Raw genomic sequence first — 16,379 nt, 5'->3', positions numbered from 1 at the left:
TTTTTGTGGCAAGGCTTTCCAACAAAAAACTTCAAATCTCAAATATGTCAACTCTCACAAAAACAAACATCGACTTCAGCCTGAAGTATAAGGTGAAAGACATGAGCCTTGCCGAGTGGGGCCGCAAAGAAATTCGTTTGGCCGAAGCCGAAATGCCCGGCCTGATGGCGATCCGCCAGGAATACGCGGCCAGCCAGCCGCTGAAAGGTGCCCGCATTGCCGGTTGCCTGCACATGACCATCCAGACCGCCGTTTTGATTGAAACGCTGGTGGCCCTGGGTGCCGAAGTAAAATGGAGCTCCTGCAACATCTTCTCTACGCAGGACCAGGCTGCCGCTGCCATCGCCGCTGCCGGTATCGGCGTGTTTGCCTGGAAAGGCCAGACCATCGAAGAAGCCGACTGGTGTATCGAGCAAACCCTGTTCTTTGGTGGCGCCGACCGCCCGCTGAACATGATCTTGGACGACGGTGGTGACCTCACCAACATAGTGCTGGACAAATACCCCGAGCTGGTGCAACATGTAAAAGGTATTTCCGAAGAAACCACGACCGGGGTTCACCGCCTGTACGAGAGAATGGCCAAAGGCACCCTGCCGGTTCCTGCCATCAACGTGAACGACTCTGTTACCAAATCCAAATTCGACAACAAATACGGTTGTAAAGAATCGCTGGTGGATGCCATCCGCCGTGCCACCGATGTGATGCTGGCCGGTAAAGTGGCTGTTGTAGGTGGCTATGGCGACGTGGGCAAAGGTTCCGCTGCTTCCCTGGCCGGTGCCGGTTGCCGTGTGATCGTGACCGAGATCGACCCGATCTGCGCCCTGCAGGCAGCGATGGACGGTTTTGAAGTAAAGAAAATGGCCGACGCCGTGAAAGAAGCCGACATCGTCGTGACCGCTTCCGGTTGCCGCGACCTGATCACGGAAAAGCATTTCCGCAGCATGAAGGACAAGGCCATCGTTTGCAACATCGGCCACTTCGATATCGAGATCGACGTTGCCTGGCTGAACAACAACTACGGCCACACGAAAGATACCGTGAAGCCGCAGGTGGACATTTACAACGTGGAAGGCAAGGACATTATCCTGCTGGCCGAAGGCCGCCTGGTGAACCTGGGTTGTGCTACCGGTCACCCTTCGTTTGTAATGTCTAACTCATTCTCCAACCAGACGCTGGCCCAGATCGAGCTGTGGACCAACGGCGCCCAGTATGAGAACAAGGTTTATGTACTGCCGAAGCACCTGGATGAGAAAGTTGCCCGCCTGCACCTTTCAAAAATTGGCGTGGAGCTGGATGAACTGACCGACGCACAGGCTGAGTACCTCGGTATCAGCAAGGAAGGTCCGTTTAAGCCTGAGGCTTACCGTTATTAAAATGTATATGTGTTTTTGAATATAGAAGAGCCCCGCAGTTGCGGGGCTTTTTAATTTGCTCTATTGAAATTCTTCTTTTATAGTATAAATATTTACAATGTTTTCTGAGTGCAAATTAATTTCAAATAACTAAAACATAATTCACAGTTAGATAACTTATTAGATTGGATGAAAAAGGAACATATGATGTTTAATTACCAAATTCCAATTTTACTAAAAAGATTATTAAGCATTATCTTTCTTACTTTTTAATTTATTTTCTTACTCACAATTTCATTAAAAAAAGATAACCTCAAACTAACTATTATGAGATTCGGATACTTCTATTTCAAGAATTTTAAAGGCATTGATGAATTAAAATTAGAACTGGAAAATAATCCACATTCAAATGTCTACACATTCGTCGGTTTAAACGAAAGTGGAAAAACAACAATTCTTGAGGCAATTAACTATTTCACATACAAGAATGAAAACCTTACTCCGCTTGACATAAAAAGGTATTTAATTGAAGACATACACGATTTAATTCCAATAAGCAAAAGAGATAACTTCAATGAAGAAATTATTATAGAGGCTGGAATTTTGTTGGATAGAGAAGATGAGGAAGAAATGAAAAAAGCAGCTTACGATTTATGTAATTTCATTATAACAGCACCAATAAAAAAAATCACATTTACTCAAAGATACCCATTTGAAAATTCTAAACACGTAAGCAAAAACAATAAACTTCAATGGTCACACGGAATTATCGGGAAAAAGAAAAATGGCACGAAAATCACTTCACTTCCTCCTGAGGAAGCATTAAAGTTAAATAAACTTATAAAGGAAAGAATGCCAAGTATTTTATATTTCCCCAATTTTTTATTTGACTTTCCCGATAAGATATATTTAGAAAGCGTAGCTATTGAAAATAAAAAACATGAGTTTTATAAAGGTATTATTCAAGATATTTTAAATGCACTTGACAATGATTTAGATGTAGATACTCATATTGTAGCACGGGCAAAGTCTAATGATAAAAACGATAAAAAGCACTTAGACAGTGTGCTTGATAAAATGAGTGATAAAGTTACTGACACTGTATTCAAAGCTTGGGATAAAATATTCAATAGAAAATTTTCAAAAAAACAAATCGTATTTATTAGTGATATAGACGATGAAAAAAAAGTGTATTTAGAACTCCTTATCAAAGATGCAGACGGAAAATATTTGGTGAGTGAAAGATCACTTGGCTTTAGGTGGTTTTTTGTTTTTTTACTTCTTACACAATTCCGATCTTTTAGAAAAAAACAAAGAAATTCGTTATTTCTTTTTGATGAACCTGCCTCAAACTTGCACTCAACTGCACAAACTGAATTACTTAAATCATTTGAAAAACTACCTAAAGTAATTTTCACCACACATTCACATCACCTTATAAATGCAAAATGGTTAGAAAATACATATGTTGTAAAGAACGAGGGACTTACTTATAATAATGATGAAGAGAATTATAATTCAAAAATGACTAAAGTTACAATTTTGAAATATAGAGATTTTGCGAGCAAGTTTCCGTCACAAACTAATTACTTTCAACCAATACTTGATGTTCTTGACTATGCACCTAGTAACTTAGAAGTAACACCAACTGTTGCAATTTTAGAGGGAAAAAATGACTATTACACATTACATTATCTCAATGATATTATTTTTAAAAAACGCAAGCTAAACCTTATGCCATGCACAAGCTCAAATAGCATGGATAATTTAATTAGCCTCTATTTAGCATGGAATACAAAATTTATAATTTTACTTGATGCTGATGCAGAGGGGAACAAACAAAAAAAACGCTACATTGAAAATTTTGGAGTATCTGTAGAAAATAAAATCTTTTTATTAAATGACATTAATTCTTCTTGGGATAAATTCGAAATGGAAACTTTATTTGCGCCACAAGATCTAATGAGAATTCAAAAAGAAAGTTATCCTGCGACAATGAAGTTTAATAAAACACAATTTAACCGTTCGATACAAGAATTACTTATAAATAACAAAAGTGTCCAGTTAGAAACAATGACAAAAAATAATTTTGATAGCGTAATAAAATTTATTCATATGAAGTTAAAATAGTATTGCTTAAAGCTGTTGTTAAATAACCCCTGGCTGTCCGTAGTGTAATAAAACCACACTTAAAACAGTAGTAAAAATATAAGCTATAGAACTGCTTGCCTTCATTTGTAACGAAGGCCTACCATTTTCTGAAGCATCGAACGGCAATGCTGTGAGGCGTTCAAACGGTTTCGCGAAAGGCAAACATTTTGCACCTTTCCAGGCATGAAAAGCAGTCTCTCTTTTTATTCCGGCACCAGCAACATCGTCTTGCCCATCAGGCAATCAGAGTTCCCTCCCGCATTCAAAGGTGCCAGCAGGCTAACCTACTACGCTTCGCTTTTTTCTTCGCTGGAGGTCAATTCCTCCTTTTACAAGGTGCCCAGGCCGGCAACGGTGGAAAAATGGCGGGAAACTGTACCGGCTCATTTTAAATTCACGTTTAAAGTACCCAAAACGGTCACGCATGCAAAAGGCCTGCAATTTAACGGGGAAGACCTTGAAGTCTTCGCGGAGACGGTCGCACAGGCAGGCGATAAAAGGGGGTGCCTGTTGGTCCAGTTGCCGCCGTCGGTAAAGAGCGAACAGCAGGAAGAGCTGGAAGGGATTTTGGAAAGCCTGCACAGCGATGCAAAGGGCTGGCACATTGCCGTAGAATTCCGTGACCCATCGTGGTACACCAGCGCGGTTTACCGCCTGCTGCAAAGCTTTGGCGCCGGCATGGTGGAGCAGGACATGCCCCGGTCGGCCACGCCGCCCGTGACGGTGGCCGATGATTTTGCTTACCTGCGTTTTCACGGACCGGACGGAGACTACAGGGGCAGTTATGACCGGGATTTTTTAGCGGGCCGTGCAAAGCGCATTGCTGCGTTGATAAAGGAAGGCCGGGAAGTTTATGCGTATTTCAACAACACCGCGGGTGATGCGTTCGGAAACCTGGAAACCTTGAACAGGATGGTAGCGCAACAGTTGGCGGAAACGAACCTGGAAGATTTTTAACCGTCTTCCTTTCCCGATGTGTCTCCCGCAGCAGATGTTAACTTCATAAACAATTTTTTCGCGGGGACGCATCGGATTACGACCGCTACGACCGATGCGTCTCGCAGAGCCGTTTCTTCTTTTCGGCTATATGGCTGCGGGAGACGCATCGGGAAAGATTGGCAATAATAAAATACACGTCATCGACACAAACGCAGGCCTGTCTTTGTTTTACAGCCTCCTCCAACCGTGTTGCCATAAAGACTTTGTACCAAATATTGTATTTTGCTCCTCCATCTTACCAGCATGAAAAAACTAATCCTGCTTTCCGTACCGGCTGTTGCCCTGTTCTCCTTTTTTGCGTTGAAATCGAATTCTCAAAAAGAAACCACCATTCCCTCAGGCGTTGGCCAGTGGGCGCCGTTCGGGACGTACCAAAAAGGCGACTCCATTATTTATTGGGGCGGCAAGTGGAAACCCGGCACCATCATGGAGGTGGGCAAGCCTTACAATCCCGGCGCTAAAAACGCGGAAACGGGCGAAACACAATACAAAGTGATGGAAGGCGGTGGCCTGAACTGGCCCGACTGGAAAGATTTCAGCCAGGTGGCCGGGAACCAGCGGGATAACTGGTGGACAGGCTTTTTCACCGGCGATTGGAAACTGGGCGAAATGATGGCCGTGAACACACGCCGCGAAGGTGCGTATGAGCGCAACGAGTACAGTTACATGGCAGCCCAGGAAGCCCTGCGGGTGCTGCCCAATGGCACCTACTCCTGGAAAACCATTGACCGCAAAACCATCACCGGGAAATGGATCCCGCTGGTAGACGGCCCGGGTATCGTCTTGCAGAAAGGATACAAAGGCATGAACTGGACCTTTATCAACCAAAGCAATGCCATCACCATGCATATCCGGAAGCTGGAGAACGGCCGCCTGTTGCCCGACGGGCCGGAAGTCAGCAAGGCAGCCACGCGGCCGATGAAATGATCTCCTTACCCGGTTCGTTTCCCGCAGCGGATGGCAAGGTCAGAAACAATTTTTTTGCGGGTTCGCATCGGCTGGCGACAACTGCCGCCGGTGCGTTCCCGCAAGGCAGTTTCTTCTTTTCGGCTTTTCTGTTGCAGGGAGACAAAGCGGGAAAGGTAAATCTCCCACTCCCGCCGCAAACCTTCCCCTTTTTGTCGGAACCACACCTCCCCTGTTCCTGGCCGGTTGAATATCTTCGAGCTATCCTTCATTCTTCAATCAGCAGCCATGATCGCAACCGAAAAAACAATCATCACCGTTTCCACCACCGTGAATGCACCGGTCGAAACTGCCTGGGCCTTGTGGACCCAACCCGAACACATCGTGAACTGGAACAACGCTTCAGCCGACTGGTGCACACCCCGGGCGGAGAACGACCTGCGGGAAGGCGGACGGTTCAATTACCGCATGGAAGCCCGGGACGGCTCCATGGGCTTCGACTTCACCGGCGAATACACCCGGTTGGTGCCCAACCAGGAAATTGCGTACCGCATCGCCGATGGACGAACCGTCAGCATCGTCTTTACGCCGGAAGACAACAAGACACACATCAAGGAAAGCTTTGAAGCGGAAAACACGCATCCGGAAGAGATGCAGCGCACCGGCTGGCAGGCGATCCTCGACAACTTCAAGCACTATGCGGAGACCGGCGGGAAAAGGGAAACCCTTCATTTCGAAATCAGCATCGATGCACCCATTGCAACCGTTTATACCACCATGCTGGACGAAAGGAGCTATAGGGAATGGACAGCGGAATTCTGTCCCACCTCTTATTTCAAAGGCTCGTGGGAGAAAGGCTCCAAGATCCTTTTCATCGGCGTGAGCGAAGATGGTAAGCAGGGAGGCATGGTGAGCCGCATCAGGGAAAACATCCCGAACGAATTTGTCTCGATTGAACACCTGGGTATTCTGGATGGCGAAGAAGAGATCACGGTCGGTCCTGCCGTGGATGGCTGGGCGGGTGCTCAGGAGAACTACAGCTTCCGGAAGGAAGGCAACCGCACGGTGGTATCAGTCGATTTGGATTCCAATGAACAATTCAAGTCCTATTTTGAGCAGACCTGGCCCAAAGCCCTTCAAAAGCTGAAAACGATTTGTGAGCAAGCAGGCCACGCAGGGTAAATCGCATTGAAACGAACGGTCGTTCCCTTCTCCTTCGTGTTTTTCTCTCACCGGCATATTGTTTATCTTAAACGTAAATACACTGTTTATGAAAAAGATCGCTTTACAGGTAGCCTTTGTTAGCCTGCTCTCATTCGCTTTTTCGGCAACTGTAAAAAGCCAGGCCATAACAACGAACGATATCAAGGCACAAATGATAGCAGACTGGGAAAGAGCCAAAGCCTATACGCTGGAATACCTGAACACCATGCCGGCGGACAAGTATGGCTTCAAGGCCAACGACAGCACCCGCAGCTTTGCCCAGCAAATGCTGCACCTTGCCGGCGCCAATGTCTTTCTCATGATGACGGCCACCGGGAACACGCCCCTCCCCTGGCTTTCGCAGGGAATGGAACAAAGGGCCACGGTGCAGGGCAAAGATTCGGTAATGTATTATGTCACGTCCAGCTACGACTATTGCCGGGATGCCGTTAAGAATTCTGACGTCAACAAGTGGGGCGAAAAAATAAAGGTGTTCAACACCTTTGACGTGACACGGTTCGCACTGATGAACAAGGTCTTTGAACACCAGACCCACCACCGCGGTCAAGCAACCATTTACATCCGCCTGAACGGTATCAAACCGCCACAGGAACGGTTGTACTGACGGTTGCGGACCTTTCATTTAATAGCCTTTCGAATGAGAGACTTGCTGGCCCTACCGTTACCCTATCTCCAGGTTTGGTTGCAAGACCGCCTTTACAGGTGCGATCTTATTCGCCGGCTTTTCACATGAGGCACAAATCTGTATGTTTGCGGCAATTCCGAAACTAACGACCCATGAAAAACGTTTTTTATATTCTGCTGCTCCTGTGTCTGTGTAATTGCACCAAAAAAGTAGAAAGGCCGCAATCTCCGGTCGTAGAAAGTCCACGATCTTCAGAAAAAGGTCTCGCTTCATTTGTCATAAAGGCTGCCGACAATCCCACCGTCGCATCCGACATTGAAGGAAAAATCAGCGCAGACTCTGTGCTTCTTGAATTTCCCAGGGATGTTGACCTGTCGCACCTGGTTCCAACGATTGGCATCACGGGTAAAGCGATTGAACCGGCCAACAAGACCACGCAGGATTTTACCAGGCCGGTTTCCTATAAAATAACCGCTGATGACGGCAGCACGAAAACCTATGCATTCAGGGTTGAGAAGATTGGCCATGATACGGCTTCCTTTCTGTTAGGCTCGTGGCGCCTGGTAAAGGATTCGGTCTCCAACAACAATTATTTCACACCTTCTGGCGGCTATTTGCTGCCTGGCGTTTACCAGGGAATTTCGGATGATTATTACAGGTTCCAGTCAACGGGTATTATCACTGTTCATGAAAATAATTTTACCCGGAGCGTCCCTTACAAGGTATTATCAACGGGACAGGTCGATATTGAAGGCTGGACGCAGCAGTACGGCCCGGCAACCATCCAAACACTGACCGAGACCGATTTGATCCTTAACTACAATGCAACCGGCTTAAATGGCGGAACCTATCACCGGGGCATTTATTTGCACCGTCCCTAAACCGATTTCTTTGCAGGCCGGACCTCTGTGTGGTACGGCCATGGCATCCGTCAGGTTGGTGATCGTGGTTTGCTTACCGCCGGACGTACACTGCTTTGGAAGGGATGGAAAAATAATCTTTGGTGTTGCCAAAATTCAGTGCACGGTTTTGACCAAAAGCAAAAAGTGAAAGAATACAGAATAAAAACAGGAAAGTCCGTTTTATCGTAGCGTGATTTTATTGCAGCCTGTTAGGTGCTTTCGGAAAAACCGCAACGACAGGATTGCAGGAGTTTGCAGGGTGCCTTAAAAACGTGGTTGGATTTCCGTGAGGAAAGGCCTCGGGAAGTTGGGTGGAAATCCAGGCCAATGCGACGGCCCGGTTTCAAATTCCGCCAACCGGTGCAAATGCAGTGGCCTTTATAATATAATCCTTTCCCTGAATTTGAATTCTTAAAACCGGCTGCTATATTTGGCCCAAAAACCAGCAATGCTTTCTTATCCGTACGACTTCTACTCCCCTTCGTCATTCCAGGTGAGAACTCTTTTTCCCGCCATTTTACAGGGAAATTTTTAGAAGGCAGCGGCTTCAGGCGGCCATCATGCATATCCAAAACTCAATTCTTACCCCATCGAATGCTTAAATCAACGAACATGCGTTTAATCATCCCTACTCTCTGCTTTTTATTGTTATGTAGTTGCAACAAATCCGGTCGCGAGGATGAAACCGCTCCGCCACCAGTTGCCACGACAACGCTCACGCTGAATGTTGCAGAAGCAACCCCTGGTGATGCCGTTGAGATCAAAGGCAATAAAACGGCACCGGCCAGTGAGATGACGATATCTATTGGCAGCAGTACCGTAAAAGGATACGCCAAAGGTGACTCTGCCTATGTTTTTATTGTACCTGTGGTGTCCCCGGGTACGGTGCAGGTCTCTCTCCCATCCATACCGGGTTCAAATAACATGAGTTTGAAGATTGCCACGTACACTCCCGTTTCAGACCCGCAGGTCGTTATTAGCGATTTTATTGACAAGAGAAACAAGAGTATTGATTCTGTTGCAAACCCGCCGTCGGTCTCAGGCTTCCAACCATCACCCGCAACCGTTACCCTTTTAAACCAGTTAAAGGAGGAAATGGATCTGCAGCTGGCGAAGCTTTCTGCCAGCGAAAAAGAGTTGCTGTCTTACGTCCTGCAAAAGAACAAGCCAGATCCGGTTGCGTTTAGCCAGGATTTACTGGCACCTTCCTTTTACGCAAAACAGTCGGACGTGAAGGGTGACGTGGGCGACAGGCTGGTTGCGATTGCCAAAACTTATGTAACCGTACAGGGCGTTTGCCTGTCTACCATCCCAATCATGGTGGCAAGCGGTGTGGCCGTACTGGCTGCGCCCAACCCATTTGCGGCCGCCGTTTTCATTGGCTCCTTTACCACCTTTGTGATTTCGCGGGAACATGCAATCAGGCGTGCACAGGAAGTGGGGAGGCTCAAAGGCGTAGCCGAGGTGATAATGGAAGGTGATGCACAAAAGCCAATGGTGGTTGGCTTCACCAACAACCAGGAAAAAACCTTAAGCCTGTCCGTGAATTTCAGGAACCTGGCGACAACCGATGCCGGTATTAATGCAGATGTTACGACGGCTTTTTCGAGCGAGCAGTCTTTCGTAAACAAAGACAAAGAAATGGAAAGCCTGTATGGGAAGATAAAAACGAGCGCCTGGTTTACCAAGCTGTCGGCTGCTTACACGGCCTATGTTTCTGTGATAGGAAAAGTGCCGCAAGGCACAACGACGTTGCCTATTGATGGAAACAATATTGTTGTCAAAGGCGTGAGCGATAGCCGGATCAATTATTCCACCTCGCTTTCCGGTACCAGCCGCAAAATCAAAATCAGTTCTGTTGCTACCGGCGAGATCAGTTTTGCGTTGACACTTGGATATAAAAGAACACTTGATGGTAAAGAAATTACAAAAGATATCGCCTGCCTGTACAAGCCTGTTCAACCGGGCAGTATCACCGCGGTGTCTGGCAGCGGGCAGGTTGGTGCCGCCAATACATTGCTCGCCAACCCACTGGTAGTTTTGGTGAAAGATGAAAACGGCCAGCCAATGCAGGGCGTTACCGTAAAATGGGCTGTCAGTTCAGGCGGCGGACAAGTCGGCGCTTCATCTACCACCAATGCAAACGGACAGGCCAGCACCAATTGGACTCTGGGTGCAAGCGGTCCCCAAACGGTTACGGCCACTGTCACCAAATCCGACGGCACGCAAGTGACCGGCTCACCGCTGACCTTCACGGCCGCAATAGACTGCGATCCTTCGTCGCCCAATGCACCGGTGATAAATGGAATAACGATTACCTGCAACGCCAATGGCCATTTCGTTTTTCAAGTCAGTTTTACGGCACCCGGCTCCGGCGCAGTGATTGGTAGTGGTTTCGGGGCCTGCGATGAATCGCAAACCTGTTATCCCACACGCCTTTATTTTTTGAATCCGGGAGCACCGAATTTTACGATCGCCGCCAACAGCTATTCTGCTTCTCTTAAATCAGGAACGGTAAACAGCGGTGTGATTGAAATCGACCTGGGCAAAAATTGTGTTTCTGGCAAGACAGCAGCCGAAAGTCTGCAATTGTATTACACCGATTACCGCTGGCGTTTCCAATTGATGAATAAATGCAATCAACGGTCCGGTATCGTTGAGTACTAAATTTCTTGAAAAAAGGGCTCTGTGAAATGAGCCCTTTTTTTTTGATTGTCCTGGCATCTTTCTGTTATGGTCCCGCGTTCGTTGACCAGGCAGGAATTCAAAATAAAACGTACGGCATAGCCTGCCTGATTCTCTTCCTTTCCGAACACTATTTAACAGAAACTCTCCAAATAAATACCTGCTTAATACAGCCTGCTACCCTGCGAAACATGGACATAGCACAGGTAAACGCCGTATGCAACAGCATGGTTCCAGGCAAAAATTTAAACCACGTATACCTAAACTTTTGTCACCGATAGACGCCTCGTACATCAACCCCTTTTTCTCCTGCGGGAACACGGGCAATCCATCCCATTGTGTGACATTGGCGAATACGTCTTTTGGTGACTGCTACTGCGGAAGCCTGGGCCGCGAATCCAAAATTATTTTGTTTGAATTTGTCCAACGCGGCTTCATTTCCAAAAAATTACCGATCTATAAAAAAGAGAGCAAGACGAAGTGGAGAGAATTTTTGCTTCTTCATGGTTATATGTTTGAAATATTTTTGGTGAAAATCGGTTTGTCAAACTTTCGTCTGTAAAGATTTTGCAAGCAATGTTCTGCCAGCATCTCTGTTTTTTAGTAACAGAAACTGGCTGTATTGCAGTATTTGGTCGTTCAAACTCTTGTTGTTTCTGACCCCTATGTAAACCAGGCCTTTTCCTAACCCGTCATCCGCAAATTCAGGTTGTGGCGGGCAAAGTTTGTTATTCAAATCTGTTTACTTCCCTTCACGACTACGAAATGTGGCGCAATCAGCCTGCTATCATGGCGTTCTCGCCCTTCCAAATTAAAATGAAACAACGCAACTTTATACGGGCAATTCAACCTTCACGAAAAAGGAAAAATATGGCAAATCAAAGCTCCCTCAAACTTGACATCTACGTTAACTATCCCGGTCATTGCGAAGAAGCGTTCCGGTTTTATGAACAAAACATTGGCGGCAGGATTGTTTCAATGATGAAACACGGCGATTTGCCACCCAATTCGAACATCCCGGAAAACTGGAAAAATGCTGTCCTTCACGCAAGGATGGAAATTGGCAATACGGTGCTAATGGGTGCCGATATTCCGAAGGCCGAGCCCATGCGAAGCGCCTACCTCACCCTTCGTTTTGACACGGAAGCAGAAGCGGAACAGGTTTATGGCGTGCTGTCTGAGGGCGGCGAGATTTTTATGAAAATGGAAGAAACCTTTTACGCCACCCGCTTTGCCATGCTGCGGGATAAATTCGGAACCTCGTGGATGCTCCTGTGTGAAAAATGACCGTATAAGAAAAGAGGCCGAAGTACACCAATGCTCCGGCCTTTGACTTGGTATTCATGGTGCGCCTGCCGTGGCATTGCCGACGTGAATTCGACGCTGAAATTCCACCTTGTTCTTTGCCCCCTTGATGCTTCGAGCGTCTTGTTTGAAAGGCTGCAAGCCATTGGCGTCAGGCCACGTTATCAACAATTCTACCAGGAGATCGAATCCATTTTTCATTAATACACGGCAATTATAAGACTGTTTGAACAGGTGCTAACGGCTTGACAGTAGCCTTCCAACTGTTCTTTGGGGCTTCGGTTGAAGCTGTGCACAGTTTAGCAGCAAGGCCGGGGATTTACCTTCTCTCCTGTTTGCCGCGTTCATTTCCCGACAAGCATTCTACCAACGAATTGTGCCGGTTAAAATGATCGAATTGCAGGTCTGAATCGCGGGCTTAGGCTTGCCCTGTCATTATCCGGCAAAGCCGAATGCGGTTGCCCTGCTGTTAGTTTAATTGTTTAAATTGAAGGTCTGCCCGGCTAAATTTCAACCGCGAAGAAGAATACAAGTATCAATACAGGAAATGCCTCGTGGCTATTTTGAACTGCACGGCCCGTTCTTTCCGCAAGCCTATTCTTTCCTGTCATGGCCGAAACCAGCCTTTTTCCCTTAGTTTCGCCGCCCTGTAAGCATCGATGTTTAAACGTAAATCTGTGGCAAAGGCTTTCATTCCCTCTTTAGGCGAGATGTTTCAGTTTGAAAATTGGAAATAAATTCAACCGGTTCAGTCAAAATAACCTCTGTATGAGAAATACGATTTCACTGCTTTTTGCCAGCGCCTTTCTTGCCTGTTCATTTTTTGCCGAAGCCGCCAGGCCGATCAATGGCACTACGACGTTTACCACCACCAGCGCCACGCTGATAGCTTCCGGTACGGCAAGCGGTCCGGGTGGCCTGACTGCTGTCAATGTGGAAGGCTTCAATTTCAACCTTACGACCGCGTCCGGGGCAACCATGAAAATCGAAGTATGGGATGGATTCGTTGGCACGGGAAATGGCGTGGCCTTTTACGAGTCAACATCAACCATCAATCCGCCGATTACGGGCATTACCCTTAAATCGAATGACGGTGCCCGGTTTGACTTTGCGTCGATCGGCATAAATGCCACCAATTCCAGCAGCGGTGACGCTACCGTCACGATCACGGGGCTGAATTCATCGGGCAACCCGGTGAGCGGCGCCACGTTTACCGGAACAGCCAGCGCCGTGACTCTATCCACTTTCAGCGTTAGCAGCAACCCGGCTTTTAAAGCCATTTACGGCGTTCGCATTACAAGCAGCGACATGAATTACGTCTTTCTGGACAACATCAACCTGGCAAACGTAGGGAGCACTTTGCCTGTAACCTGGATGGACTTCAGAGCCATCCGCCAGGAGCAAAACATCCTTCTCAATTGGAGTACGGCAACCGAACAAAACACGAAAGAGTTTACCGTTCAGCAAAGCACCAATCGAATTAACTGGAATACGATCGGTACGCTGAAAGCCGCCGGCAACAGCCAGGCCATCCGGCAATACAGCTTTGTACACACAAGCCCAAACAATGACGCCAATTATTACCGCCTGGCGCAGGCAGACCTGGACGGTCAAATCACTTACAGCAAAACTTTGTTGATCAAGCTTTCAGATAAGCAGCAGGGGCTTTCTGTCTATCCCAACCCGGTACAAAACGGCCGACTGGTGGTGCAACTGGAGAAAGCCGCTACCATCCAGATCATCAACAGCAGCGGCGTAGTGGTATTGCGTAAACAACTGGAAGCAACATAGGAAATCGTACCGGTAAATAACTTACCGAAAGGCGTTTACCATATAACTGACGGTTCAGTAACAAAATCATTCGTGATTCAATAATTGCTCGTTAGGCGGAATTTGCTTCAGCCAGTTTCCCCGCCGGTTCCTGCCTTTCGCTATTTTTGGTGGCCTTCGTCTGTGACGAAGGCCATTTTTGCAACAGGCTACGCTGCCACCTAATCGTTTTACTGCTTGCTGATGTTCGATCAGGTTTCGTTAGCTCAATGTATACTTGCCTGGATTTTCTTAGTGCCTGAAAAGCATCCAGTGCATCTGCGAAACAAGTCCTCCCCTTTCATCATACAGGTAAACAGTTTCGTCAGCACCAAGAATAAAATGGAGCGTGGCAGCATCGAAACTCCGGCTTGTTCCGGAGGACAAGGTCAGCGGGGGAAGAACATAGGTGTCCGTATCGGACCCCGGGGTTAAAACGGATTGCCGGATTTCAACCAATTTCCAATTCTGCAGGTTTACGCTGTTGCTTGTCTCATTTTTGATGGTCACAGACGTGTGTTGAACAACATCAGAAATATACACCTTGCCGGATAATGTACCGACTGTGTCCTCTTTCTTACAACAGGAAAATGCAAGAAGGAATGCTATCGTCAACAGCTTTTTCACACGTTTATTGATACTGCAAATTGACTGGAATTCGCTGCTCGTTGCAAGGTGGCAAATCACCTGAAAATGCATGATGACAGCCATCAACTGAAGAAGTGACGATCGACAGTCATAAAGCCAATTCGTTTCCTACCATGACTCGAACACAGCCGCGAAAGGATTTGTCAGGGAATGAAAAAAGCCATGTCCTCTAGACATGGCTGGTATCAACACCTTGTTTTCTGCTTGCATGGCCTGCAACAGGTAGAAGTCAAACAAGGTCGTGCTCCGGTTCTTCCCTGTTAATTTGCCCGCCCAAGGTAAAAGGGATAATCGCCGGGCGACTTCAAACCACTTTCATACGAGCCGGTAGAAGATGCAGCCGGGTCGAAGTAAAATTCGAGCCACTCCGCCAGGTTGGACGAGCTGTTGGCACCAACAAAAACCTTTTTGATTACGCCGTTCAAAACACTTTCGGCCGAAATGCGGTACTCCGTCACAGGGATATCACCGAGGTAATAATTGCTGTTGCCGGTTTGGATCGTGAATGTTTTCACCACCGGCGCGGTTGCGGAAGTGCCATCAAGGTATTTGGCGCCGCCGACCGGAGTCAGGGTCACCGTCACCTTTGTTCCGGCCGGCATCACGGGCACCAGGTCGTTGTAGTTGACAAGCCGCAGGGATGCACCGAAATACCCCCAGCCGTTTTCGTAACTGGCCGACCGGTCGGGGATGCGGCCACTGAGCTTCCACACAAAATCTTTTACAACGGCTTTGTCGTCGGTTGCAAATGCATCGTAGTCTGCATCGCTTTTCATACCGAGGCGAAGGTGATACACTTTATCCTGGTATTCCACCTCTTTCCATGCGTAGATTTTCCAGCCGCCAATGGATGACAGTTTCAGTTTATACCGGCCGTCGGCCCCTGTCGTTCCGTCAACATGGATGTTGTCGCCGGTTGGATTTTCGGCCCTGATTTTCACACCGGCCATCGGTTTGCCCTGGGCGTCAACGGCCAGGCCGCTCACCATATTGGCTTCAGCCGTTCCACCGCCTGTTGGCGGCACCGAAGGATCTTTGGCGCAGGAAGAAAACGAAAGTGCTGCGGTGATGGCCAGAAGAGCAGCGTAGCGGTTCAGGAAGAAATACTTTTTCATTTGCCAGGTTTACGTTTAATGGTTTCCGTAAAGCTAGCAGGGGCGATTTTCCCGCCGATCGTGAGGATGGATCAACTGTCAAAAGTAGTTCATCAACCGTAAAAAAATCAAAACACTTTTTCTCGACGGTACATCCACGCAATTTTGTCCTGATGCTGACGTGTAACGAAATCATCTTTCTACACGCCGGCAGCCAGTTAATCCGAAATAAGATGAACCTCTTTCGATTCCTTCCGTATTTCCCTGGCCAATGGCGTTCATCTGGTTCTTTTGTGCACGCTTAAACGGATTTTTGAGCCAGCGCAACCGGTAGGTTGCGTTTAATCAAAGTGCTGTCAACTGAACCATGTATTGGCGTGAACAAAAATTGAAAACGAAAATGGCTGTCCGGAGCAATGAAATCCAAACAGCCATTTGGTATAAGCGGAATCCTGCCGTTGTTAAACGCCTCTCCTGCCACCCAATAACTGGATCAGGAACAGGATAATCGCAATGACAAGAAGCGCATGGATAAGACCTCCACTAACATGAAAGGCAAACATGCCTAAAAGCCATCCGATAATCAGGATAACAGCGATGATGTACAATAAATTTCCCATGATTGATAGGTTGTAAGATGAAAAATGGTTATCGTCAGTACTTGTAAAATAATTCTGCC

14 protein-coding genes are annotated in these 16,379 nt (G+C 47.2%); 10 read left to right on the top strand and 4 right to left on the bottom strand.

Annotated elements, in window-relative coordinates; all coding sequences use genetic code 11:
- Window positions 1–44 precede the first annotated feature (44 nt).
- The 4 genes from ahcY to D6024_RS17775 all read left to right on the top strand — a co-directional run bounded on the left by ahcY (window position 45) and on the right by D6024_RS17775 (window position 5,429).
- Window positions 45–1,373, top strand: coding sequence for an adenosylhomocysteinase (gene ahcY / locus D6024_RS17790; protein WP_121356219.1), 1,329 nt, complete (start codon window positions 45–47; stop codon window positions 1,371–1,373).
- A 306-nt stretch (window positions 1,374–1,679) separates the two neighbouring features.
- On the top strand, window positions 1,680–3,482 hold the full coding sequence (locus D6024_RS17785) for an ATP-dependent nuclease (RefSeq protein ID WP_121356106.1): 1,803 nt from the start codon (window positions 1,680–1,682) through the stop codon (window positions 3,480–3,482).
- Window positions 3,483–3,686: 204 nt separating this feature from the next.
- The gene (locus D6024_RS17780; protein ID WP_121356105.1) at window positions 3,687–4,460 is read left to right on the top strand and encodes a DUF72 domain-containing protein; all 774 of its coding nucleotides are present in this window, start codon (window positions 3,687–3,689) and stop codon (window positions 4,458–4,460) included.
- Between the two features lie 285 nt (window positions 4,461–4,745).
- A complete protein-coding gene (locus D6024_RS17775) occupies window positions 4,746–5,429 on the top strand; it encodes a hypothetical protein (protein ID WP_121356104.1) in 684 nt (227 codons plus the stop codon).
- Between the two features lie 5 nt (window positions 5,430–5,434).
- On the opposite strand, the gene D6024_RS26835 is transcribed toward D6024_RS17775, so the two are convergent.
- Window positions 5,435–5,680: a hypothetical protein gene (locus tag D6024_RS26835; RefSeq protein WP_162944859.1), complete on the bottom strand. Its 246-nt coding sequence runs from the start codon at window positions 5,678–5,680 to the stop codon at window positions 5,435–5,437.
- 16 nt (window positions 5,681–5,696) lie between these two features.
- Between D6024_RS26835 and D6024_RS17770 the strand changes: the two genes are divergently transcribed.
- The 6 genes from D6024_RS17770 (at window position 5,697) to D6024_RS17740 (ending at window position 13,940) form a co-directional block, all read left to right on the top strand.
- Window positions 5,697–6,590, top strand: coding sequence for an SRPBCC family protein (locus D6024_RS17770; protein ID WP_121356103.1), 894 nt, complete (start codon window positions 5,697–5,699; stop codon window positions 6,588–6,590).
- A gap of 88 nt (window positions 6,591–6,678) precedes the next feature.
- Window positions 6,679–7,236: a DinB family protein gene (locus D6024_RS17765; RefSeq protein WP_121356102.1), complete on the top strand. Its 558-nt coding sequence runs from the start codon at window positions 6,679–6,681 to the stop codon at window positions 7,234–7,236.
- A gap of 173 nt (window positions 7,237–7,409) precedes the next feature.
- Entirely contained in the window at window positions 7,410–8,138 is a 729-nt protein-coding gene (locus D6024_RS17760; RefSeq protein ID WP_121356101.1) for a DUF5018 domain-containing protein, read from the top strand.
- 633 nt (window positions 8,139–8,771) lie between these two features.
- Window positions 8,772–10,826, top strand: coding sequence for an Ig-like domain-containing protein (locus tag D6024_RS27050; protein ID WP_205573310.1), 2,055 nt, complete (start codon window positions 8,772–8,774; stop codon window positions 10,824–10,826).
- Window positions 10,827–11,714: 888 nt separating this feature from the next.
- Complete coding sequence (locus tag D6024_RS17745; RefSeq protein ID WP_162944858.1) at window positions 11,715–12,131, top strand: VOC family protein; 417 nt, start codon at window positions 11,715–11,717, stop codon at window positions 12,129–12,131.
- Window positions 12,132–12,917: 786 nt separating this feature from the next.
- The gene (locus D6024_RS17740; RefSeq protein WP_121356097.1) at window positions 12,918–13,940 is read left to right on the top strand and encodes a hypothetical protein; all 1,023 of its coding nucleotides are present in this window, start codon (window positions 12,918–12,920) and stop codon (window positions 13,938–13,940) included.
- Between the two features lie 270 nt (window positions 13,941–14,210).
- On the opposite strand, the gene D6024_RS26825 is transcribed toward D6024_RS17740, so the two are convergent.
- The 3 genes from D6024_RS26825 to D6024_RS17725 all read right to left on the bottom strand — a co-directional run bounded on the left by D6024_RS26825 (window position 14,211) and on the right by D6024_RS17725 (window position 16,320).
- A complete protein-coding gene (locus D6024_RS26825) occupies window positions 14,211–14,468 on the bottom strand; it encodes a lamin tail domain-containing protein (protein ID WP_162944857.1) in 258 nt (85 codons plus the stop codon).
- A gap of 398 nt (window positions 14,469–14,866) precedes the next feature.
- Window positions 14,867–15,721, bottom strand: coding sequence for a carboxypeptidase-like regulatory domain-containing protein (locus D6024_RS17730; protein WP_121356095.1), 855 nt, complete (start codon window positions 15,719–15,721; stop codon window positions 14,867–14,869).
- 440 nt (window positions 15,722–16,161) lie between these two features.
- Window positions 16,162–16,320 carry a lmo0937 family membrane protein gene (locus D6024_RS17725; RefSeq protein ID WP_121356094.1) on the bottom strand — a complete coding sequence of 53 codons (159 nt, stop codon included), beginning with the start codon at window positions 16,318–16,320 and terminating at the stop codon, window positions 16,162–16,164.
- Between the last annotated feature and the right edge of the window lie 59 nt (window positions 16,321–16,379).

The organism is Flavisolibacter nicotianae, assembly GCF_003628535.1.
Lineage (GTDB): Bacteria > Bacteroidota > Bacteroidia > Chitinophagales > Chitinophagaceae > Flavisolibacter > Flavisolibacter nicotianae.
Note: the sequence above shows the minus strand (reverse complement) of the source record. Positions and strands in the feature narration are given on the sequence as shown.

Bases quoted from the DNA above. Each gene is read 5' to 3' on its own strand.
- ahcY (WP_121356219.1), top strand. From the start codon at position 45: ATGTCAACTCTCACAAAAACAAACATCGACTTCAGCCTGAAGTATAAG.
- D6024_RS17785 (WP_121356106.1), top strand. From the start codon at position 1,680: ATGAGATTCGGATACTTCTATTTCAAGAATTTTAAAGGCATTGATGAA.
- D6024_RS17780 (WP_121356105.1), top strand. From the start codon at position 3,687: ATGAAAAGCAGTCTCTCTTTTTATTCCGGCACCAGCAACATCGTCTTG.
- D6024_RS17775 (WP_121356104.1), top strand. From the start codon at position 4,746: ATGAAAAAACTAATCCTGCTTTCCGTACCGGCTGTTGCCCTGTTCTCC.
- D6024_RS26835 (WP_162944859.1), bottom strand. From the start codon at position 5,680: ATGAAGGATAGCTCGAAGATATTCAACCGGCCAGGAACAGGGGAGGTG.
- D6024_RS17770 (WP_121356103.1), top strand. From the start codon at position 5,697: ATGATCGCAACCGAAAAAACAATCATCACCGTTTCCACCACCGTGAAT.
- D6024_RS17765 (WP_121356102.1), top strand. From the start codon at position 6,679: ATGAAAAAGATCGCTTTACAGGTAGCCTTTGTTAGCCTGCTCTCATTC.
- D6024_RS17760 (WP_121356101.1), top strand. From the start codon at position 7,410: ATGAAAAACGTTTTTTATATTCTGCTGCTCCTGTGTCTGTGTAATTGC.
- D6024_RS27050 (WP_205573310.1), top strand. From the start codon at position 8,772: ATGCGTTTAATCATCCCTACTCTCTGCTTTTTATTGTTATGTAGTTGC.
- D6024_RS17745 (WP_162944858.1), top strand. From the start codon at position 11,715: ATGGCAAATCAAAGCTCCCTCAAACTTGACATCTACGTTAACTATCCC.
- D6024_RS17740 (WP_121356097.1), top strand. From the start codon at position 12,918: ATGAGAAATACGATTTCACTGCTTTTTGCCAGCGCCTTTCTTGCCTGT.
- D6024_RS17730 (WP_121356095.1), bottom strand. From the start codon at position 15,721: ATGAAAAAGTATTTCTTCCTGAACCGCTACGCTGCTCTTCTGGCCATC.
- D6024_RS17725 (WP_121356094.1), bottom strand. From the start codon at position 16,320: ATGGGAAATTTATTGTACATCATCGCTGTTATCCTGATTATCGGATGG.